Source organism: Actinomycetota bacterium (assembly GCA_036280995.1).
Taxonomy (GTDB): Bacteria; Actinomycetota; CALGFH01; order CALGFH01; family CALGFH01; genus CALGFH01.
Genome location: DASUPQ010000628.1, coordinates 1 through 4,675, shown reverse-complemented (window position 1 = coordinate 4,675; position 4,675 = coordinate 1). Strand labels below are relative to the sequence as shown.

At 67.4% G+C, this 4,675-nt stretch carries 5 protein-coding genes; 3 read left to right on the top strand and 2 right to left on the bottom strand.

Annotated features, from left to right (window positions below; translation table 11 throughout):
* Positions 1-539: 539 nt before the first annotated feature.
* Positions 540-1,556, top strand: coding sequence for a replication protein RepA (locus tag VF468_21340; GenBank protein ID HEX5880837.1), 1,017 nt, complete (start codon positions 540-542; stop codon positions 1,554-1,556).
* Positions 1,557-1,584: 28 nt separating this feature from the next.
* Here the strand turns inward: VF468_21340 and VF468_21335 are convergent, their stop codons facing one another.
* Both VF468_21335 and VF468_21330 read right to left on the bottom strand, forming a co-directional pair.
* On the bottom strand, positions 1,585-2,253 hold the full coding sequence (locus tag VF468_21335) for a response regulator transcription factor (protein ID HEX5880836.1): 669 nt from the start codon (positions 2,251-2,253) through the stop codon (positions 1,585-1,587).
* Positions 2,254-2,331: 78 nt separating this feature from the next.
* Positions 2,332-2,532 carry a hypothetical protein gene (locus VF468_21330; protein ID HEX5880835.1) on the bottom strand — a complete coding sequence of 67 codons (201 nt, stop codon included), beginning with the start codon at positions 2,530-2,532 and terminating at the stop codon, positions 2,332-2,334.
* An 891-nt stretch (positions 2,533-3,423) separates the two neighbouring features.
* On the opposite strand from VF468_21330, the gene VF468_21325 reads away from it, so the two are divergent.
* Both VF468_21325 and VF468_21320 read left to right on the top strand, forming a co-directional pair.
* Positions 3,424-3,657 carry a hypothetical protein gene (locus tag VF468_21325; protein HEX5880834.1) on the top strand — a complete coding sequence of 78 codons (234 nt, stop codon included), beginning with the start codon at positions 3,424-3,426 and terminating at the stop codon, positions 3,655-3,657.
* A gap of 79 nt (positions 3,658-3,736) precedes the next feature.
* Positions 3,737-4,675: hypothetical protein (locus VF468_21320; protein HEX5880833.1), on the top strand; the 939-nt coding region annotated here is incomplete at its 3' end.

Sequence of the window (4,675 nt, the reverse complement as noted above, 5' to 3'; positions counted from 1 at the left end):
GGAGCGTCTGCCTGTGGACAACGGGAGAGTTGTGCACGCACAGTTAGCCGATACGTGAGTGTTACTCGCGTTGGTGTGCATTTCTGGCCGATACTCGAATCGGACATGTGGCTGTTTGTCGGTCATCGACTGGTAGTCGTCTGGTGACGGGTCGTGTCGGACCGGGGTTGTGCGCAGGCGGGGTGGGGTTGTGCACGCATTTCTGGCCGATATCGGGTCGGCGAGGGCTGGTTTCCTGGGGATAACCGGGCTGTGGGCCTGTGGACGGAGCGGTTTGTGCACGCATTTGTGGCCGACGAAATCCGGGCCTGGTGTGCATTTCTGGCCGATACCCCGCGCATTTGTAGCCGACACTGCTCCGAGTTTTCGCAGGTCAGGACCTGTTTTTGGGCGCCCCTTGTAGTTCGTTCTGGGAGATCTTCTCTTGTAGTCGAGCGGTGGTGGGTGTGGATAGCCGGTGCTGGGCTGCGGGTGGGGTGTGCGACACGCCGGGGTGTCGCGGATTGATGATGATCCGGGCGTGTGCGAGCGTCGTGGGCATGGCCAGGCCGAAGAGCACGCAGCTGAGTCTTCTCGACGAGGTCGTCGCGATGGACTCGCGGGAGTTCCCGCTGCTGGGCTACAGCCTGTCGGAGATGACCCTGGCCTATCTGCCGAAACGGCGGCCGCGGGACACCACCCGGGTCTACAGCCACCAAAACGCCGGGCTGACGCTCACCGTCACGGCCGGCACCGACACCGCCGACGGCGGCAACATCGGCCTGCCCTACGGGCCGAAGGCACGGCTGGTCATCGCGAAACTCAACGCGGTCGCCGTGATCAACAAAAGCCCCACGATCCCGCTCGGCGCGTCGATGAACGGCTTCCTGTCCAGCCTCGGTCTGGCCACCAGCGGCGGGAAGAAGATGAGCCCGCGGGCGCTCGTCGGTGAGCAGGTTCGCCGGCTGGTGCGCTGCAGCCTCGAGTTCACCTGGGACAAAGAGAAGAAGAACCCGGACCGCGACCGCGGCGGCGCCATCCGCATCGCCAAATACTGGGACGTGTGGTGGGACCGCAGCGACAACCCCACGCACCCCGTCGACGAGTCCGTCATCGTGCTCTCCGACGACTACTTCCAGGCGCTGGTCGGCAACCCCGTACCGCTCAACCTCGAGGCGCTGCAGATCCTCGGGCACAGCGCCCTGGCCATGGACCTCTACGCATGGCTGTCGTCGCGGCTGTGGCGGCTGCAGCACCCCGTCCACGTCACCTGGCCCATGCTCGCCGTCCAGTTCGGCACCGGCCCGATACCGGACGACCCCCGCAAGCGGTCGCGTTATCTCTACGACGTCAAACGCGACATCGAGGACCAGATGCCCACCGTCCTGGCCGTCTACCACGAGGCCAAAGTCGACTCGACCCCCGACGGCCTGCTCCTCAAACCCAGCAGCCCTCACGTACCACCACGCGGCGGCCACGGCCTCGCCCGCGCCCGCCGCCAGACCACCGTCCCGGCCCGCCGGTTCGCCGCCCAGGTCGCCGACCGCGCTCAGCCATCCAACACCATAACGGCATAAGCACGCACAACAGAGCCGTATACGCTACCTAGTGCCACTTTAACGCGTTTGCCCGATATTCCTCGACATCGTCTGGTTTTATCAGACCGTCCTCGATCGCCCGAGCCAGCAACGCCGCCTTCGACGCCGCCGGGCGACCTGCTTTCGCGTACTTGATCCGGGCGCGATCCACGTACTGCTTGACCGTGTGCTCGCTGATCTGCATGCGGCGGGCCACCGACGCCTTCGACATGGACTGGAACCACAGCAGCAGCGCCTCGCGCTCCTTCTCCGACAGTGCCGGGCGCTCGGGGCGGCGATCGCCGACCATGGCGCCGGCCAGCGCGGGCGCCACGTACGGCTGATCCATGGCGGCGGCGAGCACGGTCTGGACGCAGTGCTCCTTGCCCTCGTTCTTCGCCAGGAACGCCACGGCGCCGGCCTCGACCACGCGCAGCACGGTGTTCGCGTCGGTGTGCTCGGAGTAGACGACCACGCGCAGGCCGGCGTCGCACAGGTCGGAGACCCGATCGATCACCATGCGGCCGTGCAGGCACAGGTCGAGCAACAACACCTTCACGTCGCCGGCCGCGGCCAGGACGTCGTCGATCGAGGAGCCGGTGGCGACGACGCGCAGGCGCGGGTCGTCGGCGAGCCAGGAACGCACGCCCTCGAGCACCACGGGGTGGTCATCGACTACGGCCACCGTGACGGGCATGTCCACAGCAGATCCTCCTTCCACTCACGCACCGGCTGCCTGGCACGCCCGGTCGAACGGACGTGGTCACGCTGGTCGCTACCGGTGGCCGCCGGAGGCGGAGGTGAGAAGTCGGCGGCCTACCGTGATCAACGCCGGCCGGGCATAGAAGACCGCCGCGCTGACCGATGTCACGACGGCGGCGGATCTCATGGCCTCGCTCTGCGTGCATCCGGTCAGTGCGATCAGCGCCAGTACGAACGCGCACTCCACCAGCATCAACAGGATGAACTGATACATGCTCGGAGGGTTCTTGGAGATCGCCAGAGGGACGCCCGCGAAGTCCGGGCCGCCTGCGCTCGTAAGCGAGGCCGGCTGTGGCACGACAGAAAGCGCTGGCTGCTCGGGCGGCCGGGATGACGTCAACACATGCGCGTCGGCGGCCGGGGCGCCGAGCCGGTGAGGCTCATGAACATGATCAACGTGCTGCATTTGCGGCTCCGATCGGACACAACCAGAACGCCCTTGCCGCACCGGCCAGGGGCTCTCATGCCGATGCATCATGGACGATCTGGTGCTGCTGCTGACCTTGGGCACGTACAGAGATCCGGTTGGCGCCAGACCTCCACACGAGGAGCATCATGACATGACGCAGTGAAGACTGTATATATTCGCTGAGACCCGCCCTCCAGGCGGAAACCTTCGCAGAAGCCTTGATGCTGGATGGACAGATAAAAACCAGACGATGTCCAGGAGCATGTCGAACCACCGAAAAGGTGCACAAATTGCCGCATGACCCCCGCACGGCTGTCATGACAACGGGCTGCCGAACCACCAGAGTGGGACCCAGCGGTTCTTTTGTTCGCTGACCTTGGGCAAGAGAACGTACGGAACGGCGAGGATTGGCCTTGTTGGCGCAGGGCTGGTCTGCTTGACGCCGGTGCCACCGAGGCCCTCCCAGAGACTGGGGCGGGCCTCGCTCCATTTCTGAAGGACTGGCGCGCTGAGCCCCATCTGGTCCGTTGCGCATCCCTTGGATCGGTTCGCGCCGACGCGAAATGTCGTTCCTTCGGGACATGGTCACAGGCTCCGCAGCGCGCAGACCGGGCCCGTCACGGCCTGCATGATCGGCTCTGACCACGCGGGACCCGCGGCCGGGGGTGCCCGCGCTGTTGCGGGACGATGAGGTTTATGACTACCCGTGAGCCGTACCCGGAGGATCCGGAGTCGCCCTACTTCGAGTCGATCTTCGCCCTGGCGCGCGATCTTGATCCGGTGGTCACCCGGGAGCAGGTGCTCGCGCAGATCCGGGAGGCCGACCCGGAGGACACCTTGCGTATCAGCGAACCATGGAGCCCTTCACCCGAGCGCCAGGATCACGCTGGTCACCGCGCCGCCGGTACCGACGAGGAGAAAGAGGTCTGATCAAGATTTTTTGCCGGTCTCGGGGTGCTGCGCGGCCTGGTGAGTAAGGAGTACGCCAGCTCACGAGAGGAACGAGCGCATGCACCACGACAACGAGCAGGAGGCCGGCGGTCACTCGGCCGCGCACGGCGAGGCCGAGGGCAGGCGGCGGGCGCCATCGCCGGCGGATTCTGGTGCCGATGACGCCTTTGCCGCATGGAGCGGTTCGGCCCGGCTGACGGAGGACGAGGCCCGCTACGCGCCCGGCGGTAGCAGCGCGCCGTTCGGGATGTGCCCGGAGTGCTCGTCCCTGCCGTGGCCGGGCGTCGACGAGGAGTCGGCCAGTGTCCTGGCCTCCGCGGCGGCCAGCGCCTTCCTCCGCGGTGTGGATGCCGGCGAGGTGGTGCGCCCGGACCGGCTCGCGGCGGTGCCCGGGTTCCTGATCGAGACGATCGTGCAGCAGCTCGTATCGCCGGCGCCGGGCGGAGACACGGACGCCGGTACCGCCGATGCCGGGCTGCGGGTTGTTCGCGAGCTCGAGACGATCGTGCAGCAGCTCGTACCGCCGGCGCCGGGCGGAGACACAGACACCGGTACCGCCGATGCCGGGCCGTGGGTTGTTCGCGAGCTCGCGGCCGGCCGGTCCGGGAAGATCGTACGGCTGCTCAAGCACTGGCGTGACCTCGGCAAAGCTGACGGCCCCGCGCTGCTGGTGGTGATTGAGAACTCCGAGCAGTACCTGCACCCGGTGAGCGTGGTGGCGGCGTGCGCGGTGCGGGCGGCCTATCACGCGCGGGCCGCGGTCGTGCACGAGCAGCCGGCGGTGGCTCGGCCGATGGTGGCCGCGTTCGCGCGCCGGTGGTTCGGGCTGCGGCCGACGGACGCGAACATCGACGCGGTCACGAACGCGTTGCTGCAGGCGCCGCTGGACGGTGTGCACCCCGAGGGGGACCATGCCGCGGTGCGGCGGTTGAAAGCCGACGCGAAGCGGCAGCGCCGGTGGTGGCGGCCGCTCAGCCGGACCCGGGCACGGGGGGTG

Coding starts and splice junctions, on each gene's coding strand:
- VF468_21325 (HEX5880834.1), top strand. CDS start 3,424: ATGACTACCCGTGAGCCGTACCCGGAGGATCCGGAGTCGCCCTACTTC.
- VF468_21335 (HEX5880836.1), bottom strand. CDS start 2,253: ATGCCCGTCACGGTGGCCGTAGTCGATGACCACCCCGTGGTGCTCGAG.
- VF468_21340 (HEX5880837.1), top strand. CDS start 540: ATGGCCAGGCCGAAGAGCACGCAGCTGAGTCTTCTCGACGAGGTCGTC.
- VF468_21330 (HEX5880835.1), bottom strand. CDS start 2,532: ATGTATCAGTTCATCCTGTTGATGCTGGTGGAGTGCGCGTTCGTACTG.